Origin of the sequence: Bradyrhizobium sp. LCT2 (genome assembly GCF_009931255.1) — a bacterium.
Taxonomy (GTDB): domain Bacteria; phylum Pseudomonadota; class Alphaproteobacteria; order Rhizobiales; family Xanthobacteraceae; genus Bradyrhizobium; species Bradyrhizobium diazoefficiens.
In genome coordinates, this window is the sequence record NZ_CP034432.1 from 7,380,250 (window position 1) to 7,403,186 (window position 22,937).

26 protein-coding genes and 1 riboswitch are annotated in these 22,937 nt (G+C 65.1%); of the genes, 14 read left to right on the forward strand and 12 right to left on the reverse strand.

The annotated features are described in order from the left end of the window. Positions 1–16 precede the first annotated feature (16 nt). Positions 17–790: an enoyl-CoA hydratase/isomerase family protein gene (locus EI171_RS34920; protein WP_028175343.1), complete on the forward strand. Its 774-nt coding sequence runs from the start codon at positions 17–19 to the stop codon at positions 788–790. A gap of 39 nt (positions 791–829) precedes the next feature. On the opposite strand, the gene EI171_RS34925 is transcribed toward EI171_RS34920, so the two are convergent. Both EI171_RS34925 and EI171_RS34930 read right to left on the reverse strand, forming a co-directional pair. Beyond that, complete coding sequence (locus EI171_RS34925; protein WP_161536019.1) at positions 830–1,465, reverse strand: hypothetical protein; 636 nt, start codon at positions 1,463–1,465, stop codon at positions 830–832. 169 nt (positions 1,466–1,634) lie between these two features. Next, positions 1,635–2,492, reverse strand: coding sequence for a DUF1194 domain-containing protein (locus EI171_RS34930; RefSeq protein ID WP_011085427.1), 858 nt, complete (start codon positions 2,490–2,492; stop codon positions 1,635–1,637). 251 nt (positions 2,493–2,743) lie between these two features. Further along, positions 2,744–2,821, forward strand: a riboswitch (Fluoride riboswitch). Between the two features lie 129 nt (positions 2,822–2,950). Here EI171_RS34930 and EI171_RS34935 point away from each other — a divergent pair. The 5 genes from EI171_RS34935 to clpS are packed head-to-tail and all read left to right on the forward strand — an operon-like array spanning position 2,951 to position 5,697. Beyond that, complete coding sequence (locus tag EI171_RS34935; protein WP_028175345.1) at positions 2,951–4,159, forward strand: MFS transporter; 1,209 nt, start codon at positions 2,951–2,953, stop codon at positions 4,157–4,159. Between the two features lie 19 nt (positions 4,160–4,178). Further along, the gene (gene crcB, locus EI171_RS34940; RefSeq protein WP_060910918.1) at positions 4,179–4,568 is read left to right on the forward strand and encodes a fluoride efflux transporter CrcB; all 390 of its coding nucleotides are present in this window, start codon (positions 4,179–4,181) and stop codon (positions 4,566–4,568) included. 6 nt (positions 4,569–4,574) lie between these two features. Then, positions 4,575–5,003: a fluoride efflux transporter CrcB gene (gene crcB / locus EI171_RS34945; RefSeq protein ID WP_028175347.1), complete on the forward strand. Its 429-nt coding sequence runs from the start codon at positions 4,575–4,577 to the stop codon at positions 5,001–5,003. Between the two features lie 2 nt (positions 5,004–5,005). Beyond that, positions 5,006–5,347, forward strand: coding sequence for a DUF190 domain-containing protein (locus EI171_RS34950; RefSeq protein ID WP_011085423.1), 342 nt, complete (start codon positions 5,006–5,008; stop codon positions 5,345–5,347). A 44-nt stretch (positions 5,348–5,391) separates the two neighbouring features. Next, positions 5,392–5,697: an ATP-dependent Clp protease adapter ClpS gene (clpS, locus tag EI171_RS34955; RefSeq protein WP_161536020.1), complete on the forward strand. Its 306-nt coding sequence runs from the start codon at positions 5,392–5,394 to the stop codon at positions 5,695–5,697. 75 nt (positions 5,698–5,772) lie between these two features. Here the strand turns inward: clpS and EI171_RS34960 are convergent, their stop codons facing one another. Beyond that, entirely contained in the window at positions 5,773–6,162 is a 390-nt protein-coding gene (locus EI171_RS34960; RefSeq protein WP_161536021.1) for a hypothetical protein, read from the reverse strand. Between the two features lie 16 nt (positions 6,163–6,178). On the opposite strand from EI171_RS34960, the gene EI171_RS34965 reads away from it, so the two are divergent. Together EI171_RS34965 and EI171_RS34970 are read left to right on the forward strand one after the other, a co-directional pair. After that, complete coding sequence (locus EI171_RS34965; RefSeq protein ID WP_161536022.1) at positions 6,179–7,189, forward strand: ABC transporter substrate-binding protein; 1,011 nt, start codon at positions 6,179–6,181, stop codon at positions 7,187–7,189. A gap of 35 nt (positions 7,190–7,224) precedes the next feature. Next, entirely contained in the window at positions 7,225–8,529 is a 1,305-nt protein-coding gene (locus EI171_RS34970) for an FAD-dependent oxidoreductase (RefSeq protein WP_028175351.1), read from the forward strand. Between the two features lie 74 nt (positions 8,530–8,603). Here the strand turns inward: EI171_RS34970 and EI171_RS34975 are convergent, their stop codons facing one another. The 4 genes from EI171_RS34975 to fabI form a co-directional block, all read right to left on the reverse strand. Then, complete coding sequence (locus EI171_RS34975; protein ID WP_063921422.1) at positions 8,604–9,794, reverse strand: adenylate/guanylate cyclase domain-containing protein; 1,191 nt, start codon at positions 9,792–9,794, stop codon at positions 8,604–8,606. A gap of 80 nt (positions 9,795–9,874) precedes the next feature. Then, positions 9,875–10,963 carry a chorismate synthase gene (gene aroC / locus EI171_RS34980; RefSeq protein WP_011085417.1) on the reverse strand — a complete coding sequence of 363 codons (1,089 nt, stop codon included), beginning with the start codon at positions 10,961–10,963 and terminating at the stop codon, positions 9,875–9,877. 172 nt (positions 10,964–11,135) lie between these two features. Beyond that, entirely contained in the window at positions 11,136–11,735 is a 600-nt protein-coding gene (locus EI171_RS34985) for a histidine phosphatase family protein (RefSeq protein WP_161536023.1), read from the reverse strand. A 12-nt stretch (positions 11,736–11,747) separates the two neighbouring features. Beyond that, positions 11,748–12,563, reverse strand: a complete 816-nt coding sequence (gene fabI / locus EI171_RS34990) for an enoyl-ACP reductase FabI (RefSeq protein WP_011085415.1) — start codon at positions 12,561–12,563, stop codon at positions 11,748–11,750. Between the two features lie 172 nt (positions 12,564–12,735). On the opposite strand from fabI, the gene EI171_RS34995 reads away from it, so the two are divergent. Beyond that, the gene (locus EI171_RS34995) at positions 12,736–13,224 is read left to right on the forward strand and encodes a sigma-70 family RNA polymerase sigma factor (RefSeq protein WP_011085414.1); all 489 of its coding nucleotides are present in this window, start codon (positions 12,736–12,738) and stop codon (positions 13,222–13,224) included. A gap of 106 nt (positions 13,225–13,330) precedes the next feature. Continuing rightward, positions 13,331–14,101, forward strand: a complete 771-nt coding sequence (locus tag EI171_RS35000; RefSeq protein WP_011085413.1) for an anti-sigma factor — start codon at positions 13,331–13,333, stop codon at positions 14,099–14,101. Positions 14,102–14,427: 326 nt separating this feature from the next. On the opposite strand, the gene EI171_RS35005 is transcribed toward EI171_RS35000, so the two are convergent. Beyond that, complete coding sequence (locus EI171_RS35005; protein ID WP_011085412.1) at positions 14,428–15,390, reverse strand: DnaJ C-terminal domain-containing protein; 963 nt, start codon at positions 15,388–15,390, stop codon at positions 14,428–14,430. 110 nt (positions 15,391–15,500) lie between these two features. After that, a complete protein-coding gene (locus tag EI171_RS35010) occupies positions 15,501–15,908 on the reverse strand; it encodes an RT0821/Lpp0805 family surface protein (protein ID WP_028175353.1) in 408 nt (135 codons plus the stop codon). Between the two features lie 113 nt (positions 15,909–16,021). Here EI171_RS35010 and pdxH point away from each other — a divergent pair, with 113 nt between their 5' ends. Both pdxH and EI171_RS35020 read left to right on the forward strand, forming a co-directional pair. Continuing rightward, on the forward strand, positions 16,022–16,663 hold the full coding sequence (gene pdxH / locus EI171_RS35015) for a pyridoxamine 5'-phosphate oxidase (RefSeq protein ID WP_011085410.1): 642 nt from the start codon (positions 16,022–16,024) through the stop codon (positions 16,661–16,663). A 21-nt stretch (positions 16,664–16,684) separates the two neighbouring features. Next, on the forward strand, positions 16,685–17,437 hold the full coding sequence (locus EI171_RS35020; protein ID WP_011085409.1) for an SDR family NAD(P)-dependent oxidoreductase: 753 nt from the start codon (positions 16,685–16,687) through the stop codon (positions 17,435–17,437). 182 nt (positions 17,438–17,619) lie between these two features. Here the strand turns inward: EI171_RS35020 and EI171_RS35025 are convergent, their stop codons facing one another. After that, a complete protein-coding gene (locus tag EI171_RS35025) occupies positions 17,620–17,838 on the reverse strand; it encodes a hypothetical protein (protein ID WP_074077209.1) in 219 nt (72 codons plus the stop codon). A gap of 185 nt (positions 17,839–18,023) precedes the next feature. Continuing rightward, positions 18,024–19,001: a magnesium transporter CorA family protein gene (locus EI171_RS35030; RefSeq protein ID WP_011085408.1), complete on the reverse strand. Its 978-nt coding sequence runs from the start codon at positions 18,999–19,001 to the stop codon at positions 18,024–18,026. Between the two features lie 337 nt (positions 19,002–19,338). Between EI171_RS35030 and EI171_RS35035 the strand changes: the two genes are divergently transcribed. Further along, positions 19,339–20,025: a L,D-transpeptidase gene (locus EI171_RS35035; protein WP_011085407.1), complete on the forward strand. Its 687-nt coding sequence runs from the start codon at positions 19,339–19,341 to the stop codon at positions 20,023–20,025. Between the two features lie 38 nt (positions 20,026–20,063). Here the strand turns inward: EI171_RS35035 and EI171_RS35040 are convergent, their stop codons facing one another. Then, positions 20,064–21,143 (reverse strand): extensin family protein, encoded by a 1,080-nt coding sequence (locus EI171_RS35040; protein WP_161536024.1) that lies wholly within the window; start codon positions 21,141–21,143, stop codon positions 20,064–20,066. Between the two features lie 65 nt (positions 21,144–21,208). Between EI171_RS35040 and EI171_RS35045 the strand changes: the two genes are divergently transcribed. After that, positions 21,209–22,837, forward strand: coding sequence for a fatty-acid--CoA ligase (locus tag EI171_RS35045; protein WP_011085405.1), 1,629 nt, complete (start codon positions 21,209–21,211; stop codon positions 22,835–22,837). The last annotated feature ends 100 nt before the right edge of the window (positions 22,838–22,937 follow it).

A 22,937-nucleotide genomic window follows, 5' to 3' on the forward strand; every position in this document is an offset into this window, starting at 1 on the left:
AAGCCTGGAGACCCCGGTGACATCTGACAGCCCCGTCGCCTACGAATGCGCGGGCAACATCGCCCGCATCACGCTCAACCGCCCGCCGGTCAATGCGCTGAGCCTCGAGGTCATCCGGGCGGTGGTCGCGGCACTGCGCCGCGCCGCCGACGATCCGGATGCGCGCGTGGTTGTGCTGGCGAGCGCGATCGCCAGGCGCTTTTCGGCAGGCCTCGACCTCGACATCCTGCTTGGCAAATCCGGCGCCCAGATCCGCGAATTCCTCCAGGCGCTCTATATCGACCTTTACGACGCCCAGTACGGGCTCGGAAAGCCGTCGATCGCCGCGGTCGGCGGCGCGGCCCGCGGCGGCGGCATGACCATGGCGGTGTCCTGCGACGTGGTGCTGGCATCCGAGAGCGCGACGTTCGGCTATCCCGAGATCGACGTCGGCGTCATTCCCGCGATCCACTACGCGCATCTGCCGCGCATCATCGGGCGCCACCGCGCTTTCGAGCTGCTGTTCACCGGCCGCGTCTTCAGCGCCGCCGAGGCACGCGAGCTCGGCGTGGTGAACCGCGTCGTGGGAGATACGGAGCTCGAGGCCGAGGTCGTGAGGCTCGCGGCGCAGTTCGCCGCGAAATCAGCCGCGGTGCTGCGGATGGGCCGGGCCGCCTTCATGCGCCAGATCGACCTCGACTATCGGCGCAGCATTGCCAGCGCCGTGGACGACTTCTGCAACGTCGCGACGTCGGACGAGGCGCAGGAGGGCCTGAGGGCGTTCGTGGAGAAACGGGCACCGAAATGGTGAGGACGGCCGGCCGCCGCGCGCGTCGGGAACGCGAAGCGTTCAGGCGGTCTTGTCGACCGAAGACGATGAATCGGCCGGTGGATATTTCGTCACCGGCACCATGAAGGACTTGGTGCCGACCTGGTAGATGACCTTGCCGTTCTTCCCGTCATCGGTCGCAATCTGCGCCTGCCCGAACATGATGACGTTCTTGTAGACGATGCCGGTGCCCTGGCGGGTGATGCCGTCGGTGGTGACGCTGACCTGCGCTTCGTTGCCGTTGACGGCGAGCACCTTGAAGCTCGCGCTCTTGCCGTTGTCGCCGGAATAGCCGCCCCAGCTTCCCATGAGACGGCTGTCGGAGGCCGGCGGCGCCTGCTTCTCGAGATTGGCGGTCTGCTTGCCGGCGCCGCCCGCAGAGAACAGCAGCACCATGTTCTTGCCGTCCTTGGTGCCGACCGTGACCCCGCCGAAGGTGATAAGCGAGCCCTGGACCTCGCCAAAGCCGCGCTCGGTGTGCCCGTTATGGGTGTATTCGACCTGCGCCCGCGCACCGCGGATGTTCACGACCTTGAAGCCGACCGGCTGGTTGTTGCCCACCCAATTGCCCTTCCAGTCACCGACCAGAGCGCTCTGGTGAAAGATCCGCTCGTTCGCGGGCGAAATCTGGCTGGTGCTCGATGTGACGATGGCCATTGGATTGCTCGGCGGACAGGTCTGGCGAATCCGCTTTCGTTCGCTCCAGCCATGCCAGGACGCTGACCGGAAACGAACGGAAACCATCCGATTAGGGCCACGCGCAGGTTAATGAGCCGTTAAGTTCAACCGCCGGCCGAGACGGCAAAAGGTCTCAGCCGGGGGCCGCTTAGCGTCCCCAGCGGTCCGACCAGATCTTCTCGCCGATCAGGCAGCTGACGCGCGGCTCCTTGTCGGCGACCCGCATCACGGGACGCTCGGGCACGCGGCCTGCGACCTCCATCAGGAGCTTGGTGCGGATCGCTTCCTTGAACTTCTCGCGGTCCTTGATCGTGATGACGAAGGAGCCGGGACCGCCGATGACGCAATCCTCGTAGTAGTAGTCGAGATTGTCGATATCCATGGTCGAATAGGACGGCTCCTTGACCATGATCGGCAGGCCGTTGATGACGATGCCTTTCTCGAGCGCGGCGTCGCGCGCCACCGTGACCGGGCCGCCATTGTTGTTGGGGCCGTCGCCGGAGATGTCGATGACGCGACGCAAGCCCCGATAGGGATCCTCGTCGAACAGCGGCATCGCGAACGTGATCGCGCCGGAGATCGAGGTGCGCGAGGCGCGCCGGATCGGCGTCTTCATGATTTCGGTGGCGACCGCGTCCGCGGTCTCAGGTCCGTCGATCAGCCGCCAGGGAATGATGATCTTCTGGTCGGTGGAGGCGGCCCACTCGAAATAGGTCACCGCAATCCGGCCGTTCGGGCCCATCTTCAGCGCCTGGAGAAACTCTTTCGACTGGATCGCCTGCGCGTAGCCCTCGCGCTGGATCGCCAGCTCGTCCATGTCCATGGAGTAGGAGACATCGACCGCGAGGATCAGCTCGACATCGACCGTCTGCGCATCCTTGTCGGCCGCCAGCCGCTGAGTCCTGGGCGGCTCAAACTTCGGCCCTGGTGCCGCGATGCCCGCAACGTCCCCCCCGGCAAGCACGCCGGCCACCAGCACAGCCCCGATCGAGAACAGCAAGCGCATCGCAGTCTCCCGTCGTATGATGCGATGGTGACATGCAATCGCCTTGCCGCAAAGTGCGAAGATCGCCTGCGCTTCACATTCGAGTTAGGAATTACGCAAAGCTGCCGCCGTGTTGCCGCGCTAGCGTCATCGGAACACGTGCGACCACAGGCTCCGTCATTCCGGGGCGGCTCGAAGAGCCGACCCCGGAATGACAGTACCGGACACGCACCCCGCCCACTTGTCCGGCGCGATTTCCATGCTAGGCTGGCCGCACAGATGGGGATGGAGTCCCCCGACAACCGCCCGGCGGTCGGTGACCGTGATGGGCTGATGACTCCTGCTTGAGGTGGGGCAATTTTTGAGCCTCTGCCTTTGGCGGGAGCATGGACAAACCCGCCAATGGCGGGTTTTTTGTTGCCTGATGGCGGAGGCCGGGACGTGAAGGCCAAGGGGACGTTCGAGGGGAAGTCCAAGGCGTGACGACGACGACACCGAATGCTGCGCGCGCGGGGCTGCCCAGGGGGGTCTGGGTGCTCGGCTTCGTCTCGATGCTGATGGACGTCTCCTCCGAGATGATCCACGCGCTGCTGCCGGTCTATCTCGTCACCGTGCTCGGCGCCTCGACGCTCACGGTCGGCTTCATCGAGGGCATTGCGGAGGCGACGGCCTCGATCACCAAGATCTTCTCCGGCGCGCTGTCGGACTGGCTCGGCCGCCGCAAGCTGCTTGCCGCGCTCGGCTACGGGCTGGCCGCCGTCACCAAGCCGCTATTCCCGCTCGCGCCCAGCGTCGAATGGCTGGTGGCGGCGCGCTTCATCGACCGGGTCGGCAAGGGCATTCGCGGCGCGCCGCGCGATGCGCTGATCGCCGATATCGCACCCGTCGGCCTGCGCGGCGCGAGCTTTGGCCTGCGCCAATCGCTCGACACCATCGGCGCCTTCGTCGGACCGCTCGCGGCGATCGGCCTGATGTGGTGGACGGCTGACAATTTTACCGCCGTGTTCTGGGTTGCCGTGCTGCCGGCCTTTCTGTCCTTCGGCCTGATCGCCTTTGCCGTGAGCGAGCCGGAGCCGGACCCGAGCCGGGAATCTGCGAAAAATCCGCTCAATCTCGCCGCGATGCGGCAGCTCGGAGCGGTCTACTGGCGTGTCGTGGCGGTCGGAATCGTCTTCACGCTGGCGCGCTTCAGCGAAGCCTTCCTGATCCTGCGCGCGCAGAACATCGGCCTCAATGCGATGTGGGTGCCGGCGGTGCTGGTGCTGATGAACATCGTCTACGCGCTGTCGGCCTATCCGGCCGGCGTGCTGTCGGACCGCATCAACCGGACCAGCCTGCTCGCGCTCGGTCTCGTCTTCCTCGCCGGCGCCGATCTCGCGCTCGCGCTGCTGCCGAGCCTCGGCGGCCTCGCGCTCGGGGTCGTGCTGTGGGGGCTGCATATGGGATTGACGCAAGGCCTGCTCTCGGCCCTCGTCGCCGACGCCGCGCCGCCAAGCTTGCGCGGCACTGCATTCGGCTATTTCAACCTGTTCACCGGCCTGGCACTGCTGGCCGCGAGCGTGATCGCCGGTGCGCTGTGGGACGCCTATGGTCCGGCCGGCACGTTCCTGGCAGGGCTCGGCTTCGCGCTGGTGTCGCTCGTAGGGCTGCTCGCCGTCGGCAACGGGCTGGCAGCGGAGGGCAAATGAGGATGGGGGGTCGTTCGTCGTGCTGAGCGGAGTGATCGCAATCGTGGTCGGCAGCGTGCTCGGCGGCTGTGCGCGCTACTTCATCTCCGGCGCTGTCGCGCGGCGGCTGGGCGAGACCTTTCCGTGGGGCACCATGACCATCAACGTCACCGGCGCCTTCCTGATCGGCATTTTTGGCGCGCTGGCAACCCATCCGGGCTCGATGTTCGCCTCGCCCAATCCATGGCTGTTCGCAGTGACCGGTTTCCTCGGCTGCTACACCACGGTGTCCTCGTTCAGCCTGCAAACGCTGACGCTCGCCCGCAACGGCGAGCCGATGCATGCGCTCGGCAACGTCGCCTTCTCGGTTGGACTGTGCCTCGCCGCAGTGAGCTGCGGCTTCCTGCTCGCTGACGGTCTTGGAGGGTAGAGGCCGATGAACGTTCCCTCCTCCGCCGAGCGCTGGCGCAGCGCGATGCTCTATGCCTGGGTTTCCGCCGGCAGCGTCGTCGGCGGCCTGACGCGCTACCTGGTCGGGCTCGCGCTCGATACCGGTCCAGGCTTTCCCTTCGCGACACTGTTCATCAACGCCACCGGCTCGCTGATCATCGGATTCTATGCGACGCTGACCGGCCCGGACGGCCGGATGCTGGCACGGCCCGAGCACCGGCAGTTCGTCATGACCGGGTTCTGTGGCGGCTATACCACCTTCTCGGCCTTCAGCCTGGAAACATTCCGCCTGTTCCACGGCGGCATGAAATACACCGCGCTGGCCTATGTCGCATCCTCCGTCGTCTGCTGGCTGGTGTCGGTCTGGCTCGGCCATATCATGGCGAGCCGCTACAACCGCTTGAAAAGGAGCTGACCATGCAAATTCCCAATCAGGCTGTTTCGCTCCGCATCTTCATCGGCGAGAGCGACCATTTCGACGGCAAGCCGCTCTATGAAGCGATCGTGATGAAGGCGCGCGAGCTGCACCTCGCCGGCGCCACCGTGCTGCGCGGTCCGATGGGGTTCGGCAAGTCGAGCCGGCTGCATACTTCGAAAATCCTGCGGCTCTCGGAAGACCTGCCGCTGCTGATCGAGATCGTCGACAGCGAGGACAACATCAACGCATTCCTGCCCATCCTGGATGGCATGATGTCGAGCGGGCTGATCACCTTGGAGAAGGTGCAGGTTCTGCAATATGGTGAGAAAGCCGCGAGCTGATCGCTCCGGCACGGAACCCGAGCCCGCCGTGTCCAGGAGGCGGAATGAACGACGCCGTCACCAAGCCGAAAACCAGAACCAAGACCAAGGTCGAGCGGCCCAAGCTGCACAAGGTCATCCTGATCAACGACGACTTCACGCCGCGCGAATTCGTCACGATGATCCTCAAGGCCGAGTTCCGCATGACGGAAGATCAGGCCTACAAGGTGATGATCACGGCGCACAAGCTGGGCGCCTGCGTGGTCGCCGTGTTCACCAGGGACGTCGCCGAGACCAAGGCAACCCGCGCCACCGACGCCGGCCGCTCCAAGGGCTATCCGCTGCTGTTCACGACCGAGCCGGAGGAATAGGCCGCTAGCCTCGGCCGCGACGGGAGCGCACTGGCTTGCGCGCAATGCTCGGGCGCGGATGCTCCTGAACGTGTTTCAGAACGCCTCCGCCGCAGGCGTCAGTCGCGATCTCGGACGAAACACGTGGATCTCGATTGGAATCTCCCATTTCGGCCCGCCCGCCTTCACCAGTTCGCCCGATGCAAGCTGATCGGCGATGAGGCTCTCCGGCAGCCATGCCGCGGCCGGCCTGCACCATGGTGACGAGAAGTTTTGCAAGATGCGATGAAGGTCGCTTATTGAGGGGGACGCCTCGCAGTGGCCGGTGATCACAGAAACATCGCGCCACTGCTTTTGACGACTGAGCCGGAGGAATAGACCATCCGCGCTTTCCGACTTTGCATTCCCGCCGGGGATCGCCGACAATGCCGCAAAACCGGCGCAGGCCGAACAATAAGCAAAGCGGGAAACGACGGAAGTGGGCATATCAATAAGAAGCTTCGTGACAAGAGGCCGACTGGTCCTGACGCTGGCGGCGATCGCCTTCTTCACCACCGGCATGGCGCAAGCAGCTGAAAGGGTCCGCATCGGGCTGTTGAAGCTCTCCTCGGCAGCCCCGCTGTTCCTCGCCAAGGAGCGCGGCTATTTCGAGCAGGAAGGGATCGAGGCTGATCTGAAATTCTTCGATGCCGCCGTGCCGATCGCGGTAGCCAGCGTCTCCGGCGATATCGACATCGGTTTCACCGGCTTCACGGCCGCTTTCTACAACCTCGCGGGCAAGGGCGGACTGAAGGTGGTTGCCGGCACGGCGCGCGAGGCACCCGGCTTCCAGAACACGGCCTACGTCGCCTCCAAGCGCGCTTATGATTCGGGCCTGAAGACGCTGAAGGACTTGCCCGGCCATTCCGTCGGCATCACGCAAGTCGGCTCCACTTTCCACTATTCGCTCGGCCTGATCGCCGACAAGCTGAAATTCGACGTGACCTCCGTCCGGGTCGTTCCGCTGCAGTCGCTGCCGAATGTCGCCGCGGCCATCAAGGGCGGCCAGCTCGACGCGGCGCTCACCGCCACGACCACGATCAGCCCGGTGGTCGCCTCCGGCGACGCGATCGTGCTCGGCTTCGTCGGCGACGAGACGCCCTGGATGCTCGGCTGCGTCGTGGCTTCGACCGCGACGATCGAGAAGAACCGCAAGCTGGTCGAGAAGGTGCTGGCCGTCTACCGCCGCGGCGCCGACGACTATGCGCGCGTGCTGTTGAAACGCGATGCGGACGGCAAATTCGTCCGCAGCGAGGAAGGTGACGCGATGCTTGCGATCATCTCCAAATACACCGAGCAGAAGGTCGAGCAGCTCCGCATCGGGCTGTCGGTCGTCGACCCCGCGCTCGACAGCGCCGACATCGCCCGTCAGATCGCCTGGTTCAAGCGCCAGAAGATGATCGAACCCGATATCGATGCCGAGAAGATCATCGACAAATCCTTCGTCCCGGACCGGCCGACGGCGCCGAAATGACTGACGACAACGACAACAAGAACACGGAGCTACCCATGAGCGCGAGCGAAGTCACCGCGGGCACCAAAATCGTCCGGCGTGCCGCGAACCAAAAGCCCTCGCGCGTCGTCGCCGACATCTGCGTGGTCGGCTCGGGTGCTGCCGGCATGTCGGCGGCGATCGAGGGCGCGCGTGCCGGACGCAAGGTGGTGCTGGTCGACAGCCTGCCCGCGCTCGGCGGCCAGGCGGTCAACTCCATCATCGGCACCTTCTGCGGCCTGTTCTCGAACGGCAGCGACGGCTACCAGTTCACCCACGGCATCGCCGACGATCTCCTTGGCGACCTCGGTGCGCAGGAGAACGCGCTGTTCTACCGCCGCGGGCCGCACACCACCGTCGTCTACTACGACGAGGTCGCGCTCGGACGCTGGGTCGAGAAGGCGATGCTTGCGGCCGGCGTCACCGTGATCGTCGGCGCCGTGATGCGCAACGTCCGCGTCGCCGGTCGGCGCGTGACCGGGATCGATCTCTCCACCCGCTACGGTGACGTCGAGGTCGAGGCGAACGGCTTCGTCGACGCCTCCGGCGACGCCGCGCTGGTGTGGCAGGCGGGCTTTGCCTGCCGCGAGCCGGACGACGGCCCGATCTACGGCACGCAAATGCTGATCGTCGAGAATATCGACGAGAGCAAGGTGCCGAGCCGGGAGGAATTGCCGGCGCGCATGCGAGAGAAGGCCGGCGACTACGGCCTGTTGCGGCGCGAGGGCCTGTCCTTCGTCATTCCCGGGCGCGGCGTTGCCGCCATGAACATGACCCATGTCGAGACGCCACTGGAGCCGCTAGAGGCGAGCCGCAAGGGCATCGAGGGCAAGGACCAGGCCGATCGCGCCTTCGCCTTCCTCAGGAACGAATTCCCCGCCTGCTTCGGCAAGGCGCGCATCCGCGCCTATGGCCTTCCCGGGATCCGCCAGACGCGCTGGATCGTCGGCCGCCAGCAATTGTCGGTCGACGACGTCCGCGCCGGCACCAAATTCGAAGACGCGATCGGCCGCACGGCGTGGCCGATCGAACTGCACGACCACGGCTCCGGCCATCACTGGCACATCTTCGACAAGGACCACGTCCACTATGTGCCGTTCGGCAGCCTGACGCCGCAGGAAGCCGACAACATCGTCGCCGCCGGCCGCTGCATCGATGCCGACAAGGCCGCACTCTCCAGCGTTCGGGTGATGGGCCCCTGCATGGCGATGGGCGCCGCCGCTGCGCACGCGCTCGACCTCGCCGGCAGCGGCAGCGTGCATCAGATCGACATCGATGCGCTGAAGTGGCGCGTGCGCGACAACCTGGAGCGGACGGACTGAGGCGCGCAGCAGCCAGGAGCGGTGGCCGCAGCTCTCTGCTCAGCCGACCGGCGCGATCGTCGGTCTGAACGCCCTTAGGCCATCACCACCGGCGTCTCTTCGGTCAGCCCATACACACGCTGCGCCTTCGAAAACCCCGCGATCGGAAATTCGCCGAGCGCGCGCCAGTCGTGGCGGCAGGCGTTCGCGAAAACCTCCGAGACCACGACGGTGCGGCCGAGCCGGCCGGCGATCTTCTCCAGCCGCGCCGCGAGATTGACGGCAGGGCCGATGCAGGTGAAGTCGAGCCGGTTGCCGCCGCCGATATTGCCGTAGAGGATGTGGCCGACATGCAGCGCGACGCCGAAGCGGAAGCGCTCGACGACGTCGCCGACCGGAAAGGCGAGCGCCTCGACGCTGGCGCGGGATTCGCGCGCGGCTTCCAGCACGCGCGCGCAGACATGGGCGGCATCGCCGACATATTCGTCGATCGGAAACACCGCGAGCAAGCCGTCGCCCATGAACTTCAGCACCTCGCCGCCATGGCCCCGGATTGCGGTGACCTGGCAGTCGAAATACTGATTGAGGATCTCGACCACGGTCTCGGCCGGCAGCCGGTCCGACAACGCCGTGAAGCCGCGCAGGTCAGAGAGCCAGATGGCCGCCTGCATGGTGTCGTTGTGGCCACGGCGGATCTGGCCGCCGAGGATGCGCGCGCCGGCGCGGTTGCCGACATAGGTGTCGAGCAGCATCTCGGCGGTACGGCGCAGACTGACGATCTCGCTGACGCGCGCGAGCGGCGCCATCATGGCCCGGATCGCCGCGACGTCGTCGTCGCTGAATCCGCTGGGGTGACGCGTGGTCCAGCTCGTTGCGTGGATCGAGCCGTCGAGATACGGCATCGGCATCGCGAGGTAGTCGGTCACGCCTTCGGCGCGCATGTCGTCGAGGAACGGAAACCGCCTGCTGTCGGGGTCGTCCATCCGTCCCCGGACCTCCAGCCCCTCCTCGAACACGATCCGCAGCGGGCTGCGTGCGAATTCAGGCGTGTCCAGGATCTCGAAATCGACAGTGCCGATCTCGACCTCCTGACCTTCCCGCCAGATGAAGTTGCGGCCGAAGATTTCGGGATGCAGCGTGCGGATGAAGATGCCGAACCGCCACAGCGGCAGGCCAGCTGCGACCAGATGCTCGCAGACGTCGGCGATCATCTCGGCCGGGGTCCCGGACGACCTCGCGCCGTCGATCAGCCAGTTGGTGATGCGCTGGAGCTCGGAGTTTTGCATGTCCGCATTTGCGGACGAAGTTCTGGGGACGTCAAGCTGCGCGGTGGGCTGGTACCGCGACACTAACGCCTCACCCCGCTCTAGCGTCCCACCTGCCCGCGGTCTCGGATGAAGTGATCCGCCAGCACGCAGGCCATCATGGCTTCGCCGACGGGGACGGCACGGATGCCGACGCAGGGGTCGTGGCGGCCCTTGGTCATGATCTCGGTGTCGGCGCCCTGGCGATCGACGGTGAGGCGAGGCTGGAGGATCGACGAGGTCGGCTTCACCGCGAAGCGCACCACCACCGGCTGCCCCGTGGAGATGCCGCCCAGCACGCCGCCGGCGTGGTTGGACAGGAAGCGCGTGCCGTCATTGCCGGTGCGCATCTCGTCGGCGTTCTCTTCGCCGGTCAGCTCAGCCGCGCCAAAGCCGGCGCCGATCTCGACGCCCTTCACGGCATTGATGGTCATCATCGCACCCGCCAGATCGGAATCGAGCTTGGCATAGATCGGCGCACCGAGGCCCGCCGGCACGCCTTCAGCGACGATCTCGAGCACCGCACCGATCGAGGAGCCGCTCTTGCGGATGCCGTCGAGATAGGTTTCGAAGAACGCAGCCTTGTCCTTGTCCGGACAGAAAAACGGATTCCTGGCGACCTCGTCCCAGTCCCACTTCTCGCGGTCGATCTTGTGCGGGCCCATCTGCACCAGCGCGCCGCGCACCTTGACGTCGGGCAGCACCTTTCGCGCGATGGCACCGGCGGCAACGCGCGTCGCGGTCTCGCGCGCCGAGGAGCGGCCGCCGCCGCGATAGTCGCGCAGGCCGTACTTCGCCTCGTAGGTAAAGTCCGCGTGGCCCGGCCGAAACTTGTCCTTGATCTCGGAATAGTCCTTCGACCGCTGGTCGGTGTTCTCGATCAGGAGCCCGATCGGCGTGCCCGTCGTCACCTGCACGCCGGTCTCCGGATGCGCCATTACGCCGGACAGGATCTTCACCTGATCCGGCTCCTGGCGCTGGGTGGTGAAGCGCGACTGGCCGGGCCGGCGGCGGTCGAGATCGCCCTGGATGTCGGCCTCGGTGAGCGGGATCATGGGCGGGCACCCGTCGACCACGCAGCCGATCGCCACCCCGTGGCTCTCGCCAAAGGTCGTGACGCGGAACATGTGGCCGAAGGTGTTGAAGGACATTGGTGCTCGCTCGGTTCCGGCGTGTGGTAACGCGCGGGGGGCCGGGGGTCAAACCCGCACACTCCCTGTCATTCCGGGATGGTCCGAAGGACCAGACCCGGAATCTCGAGATTCTCAGGTGCGCAAGGGCGCACCGGTGCTGCGCACCGCCCCGAAATGACGAAAACTTGGCTTAACTAAACTTCTCCAGCCGCCCGTCCCGGAACACGTAGACGGCGCCCTGCTCGATATAGAGCTCGGCGGCGCTGGCTGGCGTCTGAAGGCCAAGCGAAACCATCAGGGCCCGGCAGGTCCCGCCATGGGCGACCGCGACGGTGTCGGTCCGGAGCTGATCGTACCAGGCCCGCACGCGGACCTGTACATCGGCGTAGGTCTCCCCGCCTACGGGGCCCACCGTCCATTTGTCGGCAAGGCGCCTGGCATAGATTTCGGGATCGGTCGCCTCGCTCTCGGCCAGCGTCAGCCCTTCCCAGACGCCGTAGCCGATCTCGCGCAGGCGATCGTCGAGCGAATAGTCGGCCACGGGCAATTCGAGCATGCCGCGCGCAAGTTCCATGGTCATGCGCGCGCGGCCGAGCGGACTCGACACATAGGGCAGCGCCGCCTTGTCGCGGCCGTCGCGCTTGAACAGATCGGCGAGAATGCCGCCGGCCTGCACGGCTTGGCTGCGGCCGCGCGCGTTCAGCGGAACGTCCCTGGTGCCCTGGAGCCGCCCGAGCGCATTCCACTCGGTCTCGCCGTGGCGAAGATAGTAGATCGTGGGCACGGGCATTCCAGCTAAAGGCTAGTCCTTGCCACCGAGCGAGATATCCGGCGCGTCCGGGCGCTTCATACCGAGCACGTGGTAACCGGAATCGACGTGATGCACCTCGCCGGTGACGCCGCGCGAGAGGTCGGAGAGGAAATACAGCGCGCTGCCGCCGACGTCCTCGGTGGAGACGTTGCGCCGCAACGGCGCGTTGTGCTCGTTCCACTTCAGGATATAGCGGAAGTCGCCGATGCCGGAGGCCGCGAGCGTCTTGATCGGCCCGGCCGAGATCGCGTTGACGCGGATGTTCTTCTCGCCGAGGTCGGCCGCGAGATAGCGCACGCTCGCCTCCAGCGCCGCCTTCGCGACGCCCATCACGTTGTAATGCGGCATCCACTTCTCCGCGCCGTAATAGGAGAGCGTGATGAGCGAACCGCCGTCGGTCATCAGCTTCTCGGCGCGCTGTGCCACGGCGGTGAACGAGTAGCAGGAAATCAGCATCGACTTGGAGAAGTTCTCCTGCGTGGTGTCGACGTAGCGGCCGTCGAGCTGCTCGCCATAGGCGATCGCGTGCACCAGGAAGTCGATCTTGCCCCACTTCTCCTTCAGCACCGCGAAGGCGGCGTCGATTGTCGCAGCGTCGGTGACGTCGCAATGGCCGAGCACGAGTCCGCCGATCTCGGCGGCGAGCGGCTCGACGCGCTTCTTCAGCGCATCGCCCTGATAGGTGAAGGCGAGCTCGGCGCCCGCTGCGTGGCATGCCTTGGCGATACCCCAGGCGATCGAGCGGTTGTTGGCAACGCCGAGGACCACCCCGCGCTTGCCTTGCATCAGACCTGAATTCTGCGCCATTTTTGAACGTCCCGTCGAGCTCTCGTTGAGGTTTGGAGGTACACCAGCCCTCCTTCGCGGTACAGTCCTAATACGCGGCGTTAACGCTGTTTCGAGCGCCGGAATAGCCGTTCCGTTCGGGTGTTATGATGGGTAAGGCGCTTGCGCCGAACACCAGGACGTCAAGGCGGCAATGAGCGCGTTTCGCCAAAGTGTGGAAGCCATGATCCCGGCGTTGCGACGCTACGCCCGCGCGCTCACGCGCGATGCGGATGCGGCCGACGATCTGGTGCAGGATACGTTGGTGCGCGCGCTGCGTTCGGAGCGCCTGTTTCTCGGAGGCGACGTCAGGAGCTGGCTCTATACGATCCTGACCAACCTCAACAAGAACCGGCGACGCTCGCTGGCAAGGCGGCCGCAATTCATGCAGCTGACAGAGAACAACCCGGACGCCAGCGGGACCGAAGCCGAGGGACGCGACATCGAGAAGGCGCTGGCAACGCTGGTCGAGGAGCAGCGCTCGGTGCTGCTTTTGGTGATGCTGGAGGGCATGAGCTACCGCGAGGTCGCTGACATCCAGGGCGTGCCGATCGGCACCGTGATGTCGCGCCTGGCACGCGCCCGCGCCCACGTTAAAGCCTCGCTGGAGGGTGAGCGCCCGGCGCTCAGGCGGGTGAAATGATGGCAGGATTGATGCAACGCGTTGGGTCCGTCCGCAGCCTGCCGACAAAGCGAGCGAAGTTGAGTCACGAAGGATATTTTGGGCCGCAGAGCCAGAGACGATCGATATGAACGACCGCAATATTCCGATCACCGAAGACGAGTTGCACGCCTATGTCGATGGCGAGCTGCCGGCCGAGCGCCGCGCCGACGTCGAGGCCTGGCTTGCCGCCCATCCTGACGATGCCGAGCGGGTGCAGTCCTGGCGCGACATGGCCGAGATGCTGCACGCCCGCTACGATTCCGTCGCCCAGGAGCCGGTGCCGGTACGGCTGGAGCTCGAACGGCTGGAGCGCCGCCCCCGGCAATGGCTCTATGGCGCCGCCGCGGCTGTGCTGGTTGCCTTCGTCGCCGGCGGCACCGCCGGCTGGATCGCGCATGGCGCCGCCAACTCCCCCTCGACCTTCCAGAGTTTTACGGCCGACGCACTCGACGCCCACCGTCTCTATGTCGTCGAGGTCCGCCACCCCGTCGAGGTCGGCGGCAACGAGCGTGACCATCTCCAGGCCTGGCTGACCCGGCGCTGCGGCTGGACCGTGTTCGCGCCGAACCTGGAGGCGAGCGGGTTGAAGCTGGTCGGCGGCCGGCTCCTGCCAGGGCCGAACGGTCCGGCGTCGTTCCTGATGTATGAGGGCGCCTCGGGCGAGCGGTACACGATCTACACCGCCAAGACCGAGAATGGTGCAACGCAGATGCGGTACGCCAAGACGGACAAGGACGGCGCGCTGTTCTGGGCGGAGCGCGGGGTCGGCTACGTCGTCAGCGGCGGTGGCGATCGCGACCGGCTGACCAAGGTGGCGCAGGCCGTGTACGACCAGGCAGAGAAAAACGGCACCTAGACAACCGCGCAAGCGCGGTGCCTCGATTCCGTCATTGAAAATTTGGAATCAAGACATCGGCGCGTCTCATTATCGCACCGGATGATCACGCGAAAATGAGCAGCGTTCGATCCGCCGATCGACGCGGGCGGCCTCGATTGGGGTTTTTGGTACCGCGCTGGTCCCCCTCTCGAGGCCGCACCTTTTTATCGGCTGCCCCGCCGGACAGCCGACACGTCGAGCATATGAGCCGAGAAGCGCTATCGCGCCTCAGGCATATGACGAGCATCATCTGCAAGAGAGGATGCTGTAGACCTTAGGAAAACCCCTTCAGTTCCGACCGCGCCCTAACCAAGCCCGCTACGTGGATTGTAGGGGTGTTGGTCCCGCCACTTCTCCATCAATGCTTCAAGCTCGGCGTCGTTCCCGTCCGGTAGCATAATCCTGACAGTGACGAAGAGATCCCCGGTTCCGCCTGCTTTCGGCAGGCCCTTGCCCTTCAGCCGGAAGGTGCGGCCGCTGGAAGTGTTCTTCGGGACCGAGAGTTCGACTGCATTCCCAAGGGTCGGCACGCGGACCTTGCCGCCGAGCACCGCCTCGTAGAGCGTGACCGGCAGGTCGATCCTGAGATCCGCGCCCTCGACCTTGAAATACGGGTGCGGCGCGATGCCGATGGTGATCAGAAGATCGCCCGGCGGATGGCCCTGGGCGCTCTCGCCCTGCCCGCGCAGCCGGATCTGCTGGCCCTCGGTGACGCCGGCCGGAATCTTGACGTTGAGCTCCTTGCCCGTCGGCAGACGGACGCGCTTCTCGCCGCCCTTGACCGACTCCTCTAGCGAGACGGACATGGCGACGTTCACGTCGAGATCGAGCCCGATCCCGCCGGTGTCGAATTCGAACTGCCCGGCGCCGCCGGCCCCCGGCCGCGCGCCGCGCACCCCGCCGCCGAACATGCTGTTGAGGATGTCCTCGAACGCGCCGCCGCCCTGACCCGGGCCGCCGCCGGAGCGGAACGTATAGCTCTCGAACCCGCCGGGACCCGCGCGGCCGCGCGGCCCGCCGCCGCCCGGAAAGCCCTGGAAGCGCGGCTTGCCGTCGGCGTCGATCTCGCCGCGGTCGAACTGCTTGCGCTTGTCCTCGTCGCCGAGGATCTCGTTGGCCGAATTGAGCTCGGCGAAACGCTCGGCGGCCTTCGGGTCGTCCTTGTTGCTGTCGGGATGGTGCTTCTTGGCAAGCTTGCGATAGGCGCTCTTGATCGCGGCAGCATTGGCGCTCCGCGGCACCCCCAAGACCTCATAGGGGTCGCGCATCCGTCACGTCTCCTTCAAAGAAATCGAATTGTTCAAAGGGCTCCCCGCCCCACCTGCGAACCATGTGGGGAGAGAGTGGCATTTTTGCAACTAGGATTGCCGGCCGAATCCTAGCTCCGCCACGGCTTTAGCGTATGAATCTCCCAACGGCCACGGCTGCTTTGGCAGCCGGCGCCCTGGAGCCAGCTTTCGGTATTGCCGTTGACGTAGCTGGCGAGGAAGTCGCGGCACCTGCGGCCATCCTCGGCGGCATAGGATTGCGCGATCGGCGTCACCGAGCCGCGCGCCCCGGTCACCGGATTCTCCCAGTGCTGGCTGGAATCCTTGTCGCCCTTGCTCAGCACGTCGGAGGCGGCGTTGCGGGCGAAGGCAAGATCGGTCTCGGTCGGTGCTGCGTCCTTCGCCGGCCGCGCGATCGAGCCGGTGAGGTCGCTGTCGTCGGCCTTGGCATAGGCGCTGGTGTCGTTGCGCGAAAAGCTGCAGCCGCCGGCGCCGAAGCCGATCAGGACCATCGTCATGACAAGGCCCGACGGCCGGATCGCCGATAGGCCAACGCGTCCCCATGCCCTATATAGGGCGGTAGCGGACAACAACGCGTTTTGGGCCGCGGAACGCAACTCGGACTCCAGACATGACCGACACGACCTCGATGAAACACCAGACACCCTTAACATCCGGTGATTTCACCGCCGCCGACGAGCCTTTTGCGCTGTTCGAGACCTGGCTGAACGAAGCGATCAAGAGCGAGCCGAACGATCCGAATGCCATGGCGCTCGCAACCGTCGACCCGGACGGCTTGCCTGACGTGCGCATGGTGCTGATGAAGGGCTTCGATACCGAGGGTTTTGTCTTCTACAGCCACATCGCGAGCCAGAAGGGCCGTGAACTCGCCGCAAATCCTAAGGCAGCGTTACTTTTTCACTGGAAGTCGCTGCGCCGTCAGGTCCGCATCCGCGGCAACGTGACGCCGGTGACTGACGCCGAGGCCGACGCCTATTTCGCCACCCGCCCCAAGCAGGCGCAGATCGGCGCCTGGGCGAGCAAACAGTCCGAGGCGCTGGAGAGCCGCTTCGCCTTCGAACAGGCCATCGCAAAAGTCGCGGCCAAATACATCATCGGCGAGGTGCCACGGCCGCCGGGCTGGAGCGGCTGGCGCATCACACCGGTCCGCATCGAGTTCTGGCACGATCGCCCATTCCGTCTGCACGACCGCATCGAATTTCGTCGTGACGCCGCCGGCCAGAAGTGGTCCAAGACGCGGATGTACCCTTAGGCCCCGACCTGAAAGACCTTCATGCCGCATTCGTCAAACGCACCGCGACGCACGCTGCTCCTGACCGGAGCGAGCCGCGGTATCGGCCATGCCACCGTGATCCGCTTCTCCTCGGCGGGCTGGCGCGTCATCACCTGCTCGCGGCATCCCTTCCCGGAGGACTGCCCCTGGGATGCGGGCCCTGAGGACCACATCCAGGTCGACCTCGCCGACCCCAAGGACACGACCCGCGCGATCTCCGAAATCCGCAACCGCCTCGAGGGCGGCATGCTTCATGCGCTGGTCAACAACGCCGCGATCTCGCCGAAGGGCCCGGGCGGCTCCCGGCTCGGTTCGGTCGACACCGACCTCGATACCTGGACGCATGTCTTCCACGTCAACTTCTTCGCGCCGATCATGATGGCGCGCGGACTGATCGAGGAGCTGAAGGCGGCCAGAGGCTCGGTCGTGAACGTCACCTCGATCGCGGGCTCGCGCGTGCATCCCTTCGCAGGCGCAGCCTACGCCACCTCCAAGGCCGCGCTTGCATCCCTGACGCGCGAGATGGCCTCGGACTTCGGCCGCGTCGGCGTCCGCGTCAACGCGATCGCACCGGGCGAGATCGACACCTCGATCCTGTCGCCCGGCACCGAGAAGATCGTGGAGCAGCAGATCCCGATGCACCGGCTCGGCACGCCCGACGAGGTCGCCAAGATCGTCTACGTGCTGTGCACGGACACCTCGTCTTACGTCAATGGCGCCGAGATCCACATCAACGGCGGCCAGCACGTCTAGACCATCCTTTAGCGGTCGTCATTGCGAGCGCAGCGAAGCAATCCAGGCCGCCTCCACGGAGACGGTCTGGATTGGTTCGTCGCTTCGCTTCTCGCAATGACGGAATTGGAAACAGTGCCTAGGGAAGCAGGCGATCCAGACAAAGCCGCCGCAAGACCTGGATCGCCCTTACCTTCCGTTGCTCAATCGAGTCGAATCCGACGTGACCTCTCGCGCGGCCTTGGCGTGGCCGTGCTGAATGCAGTCGAGCAGTCGTCGTCGTTCTCACCATCGAGCAGCGGAGCACCACAGTGCCGGCACATGCGTGCCGACATCGACGACGCCTTGCCGTTCGCCAGGGCCTGACGATAGTTCGCCAGATCGATGACGTTCCGGGGCGACGTTATGTGTTTTTCAACCATGGCTGTTCCTCGCGGCTACGCACTACTTATCGCAGACAAGTTTCGCGCAAACGTTCAGCTCACCGCTCAAATTTTACCGGAGGAATTGGGGCGGCAGCCACGCATCACCGCGACGCCGCAATCCCGCTCTATTCTGCGACACCAACCACCGTGTCTCGACTAACGGCGTAAGGTCTCGGTAGGTATCAGAGCCACTTCTTGAGCTTGAAGATCCAGTACGGGACGATCGCCGCGATCAGCATCAGCACCAGTGCCATCGGATAGCCGTGCGCCCATTCGAGTTCCGGCATCGACTTGAAGTTCATGCCGTAGATCGAGGCGATCAGCGTCGGCGGCATCAGGACAACAGCCATGACCGAAAACAGCTTGATGATGTTGTTCTGCTCGAGATTGACGACGCCGAGCATGGCGTCGAGCACGAAGGTAATCTTGCTGGAGAGATAGGAGGCGTGGTCGGTCAGCGAGGAGACGTCGCGCTGCATGGTCTTGAGCTGCTCGCGCATGTCCTTGGACCATTTCACGCCCTCAACCACCGCCGAGAGGAAGGCGACGACGCGGCCGATCGAGACCAGGCTCTCGCGAACCTTGGAGGTCAGATCGCCCTTGCGGCCGATCGAGATCAGGATCTGGGAATATTGCTTGGCGTGGCCGTGGCGCTCGCTCTCGGGCTCGAAGATGTCGTGCGAGACCTGGTCGATCTCGGCGCCGCAGCGCTCCAGAATGTCGGCGCAGCGGTCGATCACGGCGTCCAGCAGTTCCATCAGCACCATCTCGCCGGTGATCGCCGGCGTGCACGAGCGGCCAAGCTTGGCCTCGACCAGGGCGAACGGCTTCGGCAGGTCGTAGCGCACCGTCACCAGGCGGTGGTCGCCGAGGATGAAGGTCACCGCCGTGGTCCGGGGCATGTCGGTATCGGAGTGGCACATCAGCGTCGCGGTCATGTAGCGCGCGCCGTTCTCGATATAGAGGCGGCTGGAGATCTCGATCTCCTGCATGTCTTCCCGGGTCGGGATGGCGATGCCCGCAAGCCGCTCCACCGCCTTGTCCTCGGCCGCACTCGGACTGAAGAGGTCGATCCAGACCGCATTCTCCGGCAGCGCCGTGAGATCCTCGATGACGGCCTTCTTGAGGGAGGACTCGGAGGGAACAAACACCGAAAACATGAACAACTCCAGAGAACCTGCGACAGAATGACAGCCTTTAGCGCGATTCTGACAAGTTCATCATGACAAGCACATTAACGGAGCGTTTGCATTTGTGGCGACGCCGTGGCCCAACCGTGACACAGAATCGACAATCCGGCACGCTTTGCCCCAAAACCCGCGTAAACCTGAAAAACTTGCGGCAAAAAAGCCACAGCTGAGGTCTCGCAGCGCGGGAAAAGGCCTTGAGTGCTGGAATTGTGGCAGATTTCAACGATAATGGGATTAACGGAGTCGAGGAAGTTGGGCGCTAAGCTCAAGCTTTCCCGCGCGGTATTGTTTTGATTGGAACCAAATCATGTCGTCGCTGAAAGTTAAGTTGGGGATTTTGGCCGCTGGCCTGATGCTGTCGGGCTGCATGCAGGCCACGCATTTCGAAGCGACCGACACCAAGGCCTTCAAGCCGAAGGACAAGGAACTGCTCGCCAAGGTCCGGTACGAAAACACCCCGGTCGCCGAGCCGTTCCGCCGCGCCATCGTCGAATATCACCGCAAAGAATCGCCCGGCTCGATCGTGGTCGATTCCGACAACCACTACCTCTATTACGTGCTGGATGGCGGCAAGGCGATCCGTTACGGCATCACCGTCGGCGAAGAAGCCATGGCCTGGTCGGGCATCGCCAAGGTCGGCAGCATGACCGAGTGGCCGGCCTGGCATCCGACCCCGGGCGAGATTTCGCGCCTGGGCGTGCCGACCTATGTTGCGCCCGGTCCGGACAATCCGATGGGCTCCCGCGCGATGTATCTCTACTCGGGCGGCAAGGACACGCTGTTCCGCATCCACGGCACCAACCAGCCGGAATATATCGGCGCCTCGATCTCGTCGGGCTGCATCCGTCTGACCAACGAGGACGCGATCGACCTCTATGGCCGCGTCAAGGTCGGCACCATCGTGGTGGTGCTCGAGCCAAAGCACGGCGACTCGCCCTACAATTCGCGCCTGGCGCTCGGCGCCGGCGGAACTGGCCAGGCGGGCAGCTACTGATCGCCTCTCCCGATCTCCGACATTCAAAAGCGCCGGTTTTACCGGCGCTTTTTTGTTGCCGGCTTGGACGGCTGGACCTTGTCGGCCGCCGGCTTGTCCGCAGGCGCGGGGGATTTCTCCGCCGCCTCGTCACCAGCCCCATCCTTTGCCTCAGGCTTGGACGCGACCTCGCGCGGCGGCGCCTCCTCGGGCCGTTCCGCCGGCAGCAGCGGCGCGATCTGCGGCAGGGGATCCCAGACGTTCCACTGGCAGATCCGGTAGTCGTTGCGCCGCTGCGCCAGGTCGAGATGGATATGGTCCTCGTGGTACCAGTCCGAGCCAGGGCCGAGCACGGTGGAAAAGCGCGCGCACACCGAATGCAGCACACGCTCGCGCACGTCACGCGACATGGTGCGATCGGTGAGGCCAATCGACTGCCCGTTGGCGAGCTTGACGGCGCGGACGTCGAGGGCGTTGGCCTTGCCGTGCTCGGACAGCCACGCTCCAACGATGCGATTGCGGCCGCGGCACTCGAAGCTATCGAAATTGTCGAGATCGCTGATGGTCGAGCCGAGACTGGTAGCCAGCGGCACCATGTCCTTGCGCACCCAGTCGGCTATCGCAGACGCCATGGTGCAGCGAAGGATCGCCGCCGGCTTGACCGCCACCTTGCGCTTGTCCGGCAGCACGATGGCCTCCAGCCGCACCAGATCCTCGCCACCGCAGCTGCCGGGGCCGCGGATATCGGGGATGGAGGGTGCAATTGCGATCTCCTCGGTCAGCGCGAGCCGGCAGGCCGAGACCTGCTTCTCGGGCGGCGGCGGCGCCTCGGCCGGCTTGTCGGGGGAAGGCTTGTCCGGGGAAGGCTTGCCGTCGGCCTCCGGTGCGGCCTCGTCCGGTGCGTTGGGGGCCTCCGCGGGGCGAGGTTTCGGTAGCGGGATCTTGGCGGAATGAACCTTCGCGCGCGGCCGTGGTGTACCAAAGCCAAAGATATCGAGCGGCGCAGCATATTTTCGCGCCTCCGCCCGATCCGCGAGCCCAAGCGTCAGCCCCAGCGCGACGGTAACCATTGCCGCGCCGGCGGACATATAGCCGCGACAAGACCATTTGCGGCGAAAGTCCGGCAGGCTAAAACTCATGACAATTCTTTGGCCCAACGCTGAGAGCGATAACGCGTCCAGCGACTTCTCGGAGGAACGTCGGAATGCTTGGTTTGATGCAAGACTGGCCCCTGCTCTGCCACCGGATCATCGAACACGCCGCCAGGATTCATGGCAAGCAGGAGGTCGTCACGCGATCGATCGAGGGACCGATCCATCGCACCACCTACGCCGAGATCCACAAGCGGGCGCTCAAGGTCTCGCAGATGCTGGAGCGCGACGGCATCAAGCTCGGCGACCGCGTCGCAACGATCGCCTGGAACACCTGGCGCCATCTCGAAGCGTGGTACGGCATCATGGGGATCGGCGCCATCTGCCATACCGTCAATCCCCGCCTTTTCCCCGAGCAGATCGCCTGGATCATCAACCATGCGCAGGACCGCATCGTGATGACCGACATCACCTTCGTTCCGATCCTGGAGAAGATCGCCGACAAGCTGCCCAGCGTGGAGCGCTACGTCGTGCTGACCGACAAGGCGCATATGCCCGAGACCACGCTGAAGAATGCGGTGGCCTACGAGGACTGGATTGCGCAGGCCGACGGCAAATTCAAATGGAAGGACTTTGACGAGAACACGGCGGCGGCGATGTGCTACACGTCGGGCACAACGGGCGATCCGAAGGGTGTGCTGTATTCGCATCGCTCCAACGTGCTGCACGCGCTGATGGCCAACAACGTCGATGCGCTCGGCACCAGCGCCTCCGAGACGATGCTGCCGGTGGTGCCGCTGTTCCACGCCAACAGCTGGGGTATCGCCTTCTCCGCGCCCTCGCAGGGCACCAAGCTGGTGATGCCCGGCGCCAAGCTTGACGGCGCTTCGGTCTATGAATTGCTCTCGACCGAGAAGGTGACGCACACCGCCGGCGTGCCCACGGTGTGGCTGATGCTGCTCCAGCACATGACCGCCAACAATCTGAAGCTGCCGCACCTGAAGATGGTGATCTGCGGCGGCTCGGCGATGCCGCGCTCGATGATCAAGGCCTTCCTCGACATGGGCTCGAACGTCCGCCACGCCTGGGGCATGACCGAGATGAGCCCGATCGGCAGCGTCGCGGCGCTGAAGCCGCCGTTCCAGAACGCGACCGGCGATGCGCGACTCGACGTGCTCCAGATGCAGGGCTACGCGCCCTTCGCAGTCGAGATGAAGATCACCGACGATGCCGGCAAGGAGCTGCCCTGGGACGGCAAGACTTTCGGCCGCCTCAAGGTCTCCGGCCCCGCCGTCGCCAAGGCCTATTATCGGCTCGATGCCAACATCCTCGACGAGGACGGCTTCTTCGACACCGGCGACGTCTCGACCATCGACGAGGACGGCTACATGCGGATCACCGACCGCTCCAAGGACGTAATCAAGTCCGGCGGCGAGTGGATCTCCTCGATCGACCTCGAAAACCTCGCGGTCGGCCATCCGGCCGTGGCGGAGGCCGCCGTGATCGGCGTCTTCCACCCCAAATGGGACGAGCGGCCGCTACTGATCGTGCAGCTCAAGCAGGGCCAGCAGGCCAGCCGTGAGGACATCCTGAAGTACATGGACGGCAAGATCGCCAAATGGTGGATGCCCGACGACGTCGCCTTCGTCGAGGGCATCCCGCACACCGCCACGGGCAAGATCCTGAAGACCGCGCTGCGCGACCAGTTCAAGGATTACCGCTTCCCGAACGCGGCGGCGTAGGACTTACGCGTCATTCCGGGGCGATGCCAACGGCATCGACCCCGGAATCTCGAGATTCCGGGGTCGCCCTTCGGGCGCCCCGGAATGACGGGCAGTAGCA

Bases quoted from the DNA above. Each gene is read 5' to 3' on its own strand.
- EI171_RS34925 (WP_161536019.1), bottom strand. From the start codon at position 1,465: ATGGCCATCGTCACATCGAGCACCAGCCAGATTTCGCCCGCGAACGAG.
- EI171_RS34930 (WP_011085427.1), bottom strand. From the start codon at position 2,492: ATGCGCTTGCTGTTCTCGATCGGGGCTGTGCTGGTGGCCGGCGTGCTT.
- crcB (WP_028175347.1), top strand. From the start codon at position 4,575: ATGAACGTTCCCTCCTCCGCCGAGCGCTGGCGCAGCGCGATGCTCTAT.
- EI171_RS34950 (WP_011085423.1), top strand. From the start codon at position 5,006: ATGCAAATTCCCAATCAGGCTGTTTCGCTCCGCATCTTCATCGGCGAG.
- clpS (WP_161536020.1), top strand. From the start codon at position 5,392: ATGAACGACGCCGTCACCAAGCCGAAAACCAGAACCAAGACCAAGGTC.
- EI171_RS34960 (WP_161536021.1), bottom strand. From the start codon at position 6,162: ATGCCCACTTCCGTCGTTTCCCGCTTTGCTTATTGTTCGGCCTGCGCC.
- EI171_RS34970 (WP_028175351.1), top strand. From the start codon at position 7,225: ATGAGCGCGAGCGAAGTCACCGCGGGCACCAAAATCGTCCGGCGTGCC.
- EI171_RS34975 (WP_063921422.1), bottom strand. From the start codon at position 9,794: ATGCAAAACTCCGAGCTCCAGCGCATCACCAACTGGCTGATCGACGGC.
- aroC (WP_011085417.1), bottom strand. From the start codon at position 10,963: ATGTCCTTCAACACCTTCGGCCACATGTTCCGCGTCACGACCTTTGGC.
- EI171_RS34985 (WP_161536023.1), bottom strand. From the start codon at position 11,735: ATGCCCGTGCCCACGATCTACTATCTTCGCCACGGCGAGACCGAGTGG.
- fabI (WP_011085415.1), bottom strand. From the start codon at position 12,563: ATGGCGCAGAATTCAGGTCTGATGCAAGGCAAGCGCGGGGTGGTCCTC.
- EI171_RS34995 (WP_011085414.1), top strand. From the start codon at position 12,736: ATGAGCGCGTTTCGCCAAAGTGTGGAAGCCATGATCCCGGCGTTGCGA.
- EI171_RS35000 (WP_011085413.1), top strand. From the start codon at position 13,331: ATGAACGACCGCAATATTCCGATCACCGAAGACGAGTTGCACGCCTAT.
- EI171_RS35005 (WP_011085412.1), bottom strand. From the start codon at position 15,390: ATGCGCGACCCCTATGAGGTCTTGGGGGTGCCGCGGAGCGCCAATGCT.
- EI171_RS35010 (WP_028175353.1), bottom strand. From the start codon at position 15,908: ATGACGATGGTCCTGATCGGCTTCGGCGCCGGCGGCTGCAGCTTTTCG.
- pdxH (WP_011085410.1), top strand. From the start codon at position 16,022: ATGACCGACACGACCTCGATGAAACACCAGACACCCTTAACATCCGGT.
- EI171_RS35020 (WP_011085409.1), top strand. From the start codon at position 16,685: ATGCCGCATTCGTCAAACGCACCGCGACGCACGCTGCTCCTGACCGGA.
- EI171_RS35025 (WP_074077209.1), bottom strand. From the start codon at position 17,838: ATGGTTGAAAAACACATAACGTCGCCCCGGAACGTCATCGATCTGGCG.
- EI171_RS35030 (WP_011085408.1), bottom strand. From the start codon at position 19,001: ATGTTTTCGGTGTTTGTTCCCTCCGAGTCCTCCCTCAAGAAGGCCGTC.
- EI171_RS35035 (WP_011085407.1), top strand. From the start codon at position 19,339: ATGTCGTCGCTGAAAGTTAAGTTGGGGATTTTGGCCGCTGGCCTGATG.
- EI171_RS35040 (WP_161536024.1), bottom strand. From the start codon at position 21,143: ATGAGTTTTAGCCTGCCGGACTTTCGCCGCAAATGGTCTTGTCGCGGC.
- EI171_RS35045 (WP_011085405.1), top strand. From the start codon at position 21,209: ATGCTTGGTTTGATGCAAGACTGGCCCCTGCTCTGCCACCGGATCATC.